1 protein-coding gene is annotated in these 1,818 nt (G+C 66.6%); it reads left to right on the top strand.

Going from position 1 to position 1,818, the window contains the following annotated elements:
* On the top strand, positions 1–1,818 hold a 1,818-nt coding region (locus RMO57_RS00405; RefSeq protein ID WP_310383210.1), incomplete at both ends, for a helicase-related protein.

Raw genomic sequence — 1,818 nt, 5'->3', positions numbered from 1 at the left:
GCAGCCACCCATTGAAGCTCTCCCATGGCGGCTGGCAAGTGCCGGTGGCTTTCAAGGTGAGCGCCGACGCCGGCCCGGTGTGGGACTTTTTCCGCGACGGTGACCAGGCGGCGCTGCTAGCCGCCCTCGGCCCGCAGCCGCCGTTCGAACATGCGGCCGAGTTGCTGGCCCATCTGGAGAGCTTGCTGGCGCGCAGCAGCTCCGGGCACGCCGAACATATGGACTCGCTGCTGCCGCGCCTGCAGGCTGAATGCGCAACGCCGCAAGGCATCACCGAGCTGAAGGCCAGCTGCACCCGTGCCCAGGACCGCTGGGAAAACCGCGTCGCCGAGCTCAACACCTTGGCCGGCCTGAACAGCGAGCTGGCCTTTCAAGGCTACCCCGACACCTTTGACGCCGCCCGCCGCCTGCAGCGCACCGTCACCTTGTTTGTGGGGCCGCCGAACAGCGGCAAGACCCACGCGGCCTTCGAGCGCCTGACGCAGGCCCATGACGGTGCCTACCTGGCACCCTTGCGCCTGCTGGCATTGGAGGGCCGGGACCGACTGGTCGGCCGTGGCGTGCCCTGCTCCTTGCTGACCGGCGAAGAGAATGTGCCGGCCGAAGGCTCGCGCGTGGTGTCAAGCACGATCGAGATGGTCAACACGACCCGACCGATCGACGTCGCGGTGATCGACGAGGCGCAGATGCTGTTCGATCTGTACCGCGGCTGGGCGTGGACGCAGGCCATCGTCGCCGTGCCGGCCAACGAGCTGATCATCATCTGCTCGGCCTATGCGGTGCCGGCGATCGAGAATTTGTTGGGCCTGTGCGGCGAGCGCTGCACGGTGCGCCATTTCGAGCGCAAGCAAGAGGTGCAATTGCTGCCGGCGCCGGTGCCGATCGCGGCGCTCAAAAAGGGCGACGCGGTGGTGGCCTTCAGCCGCCGCGAGGTCTTGATGCTGCGCGACCAAATTGCCGCCGAGGGCCACCCGGTCTCGGTCATCTACGGCGCCTTGCCGCCCGAGGTGCGGCGCCGCGAGGCCGAACGTTTCGCCCAAGGTGCCAGCCATATCCTGGTCGCCACCGACGCGATCGGCATGGGTTTGAACCTGCCGATCCGGCGCGTCTTGTTCAGCACCATGAGCAAGTTCGACGGCCAAGGCGACCGCGACCTGACCGTCTCCGAGGTGCATCAGATTGCCGGTCGGGCCGGGCGTTATGGCATGCATGACGAAGGCTTTGTCGGCGTGCTGCGCGAGGCCGAGGTCAAGGCCTCCCGCACCTTGAAGGAGCTGCTGCCGAAGACACCGCGAGCGCCGCGCGAGTTCAAGGCCGCGGTGGCGCCGAACTGGTGGCATGTCAACACCATCGCCACCCGCATGGGGCTGAGCAAGCTGCATGCGGTGCTGACCGTCTTCATGGACCAGCTACGCTTGGATGACGCACATTTCGAGGTCGCCGAGCTGGAGCAAATGCTGGAGCTTGCCGATGAGCTGGACCGCAGCGCTGGCTCCTTGGGCCTAAAGCAGCGCTTCATTTACGCGCAGGCACCGGTCGACACCCGCACCGACGCCCAGGTTCAGCAATTCCTCGAATGGACGCACTCACACGCGATCAAGGGCGTGGCCGGCTCGCCGTGGTTCCTGCAGGAAGTGGACGAACACAGCCGGCTCGACCGCATGGAGCAAGCGCTGCGGGCCTGCACGCTGTGGCTGTGGCTGGATCTGCGCTTCCCCGGCGTTTACGGCCAGGTCAAGGAAGTGGTCGATCTGCGCAGCCGTCTCAACGACGGCATCGAGCGGCATCTGAAGGGCAAGAAGCAGCTCTGGCAGTCGC

The sequence above is a fragment of the Roseateles sp. genome (assembly GCF_031397715.1).
Lineage (GTDB): Bacteria > Pseudomonadota > Gammaproteobacteria > Burkholderiales > Burkholderiaceae_C > Paucibacter_A.
The sequence above is the reverse complement of the archived record's forward strand: the minus strand, read 5'-3'. Positions and strand labels throughout refer to the sequence as shown.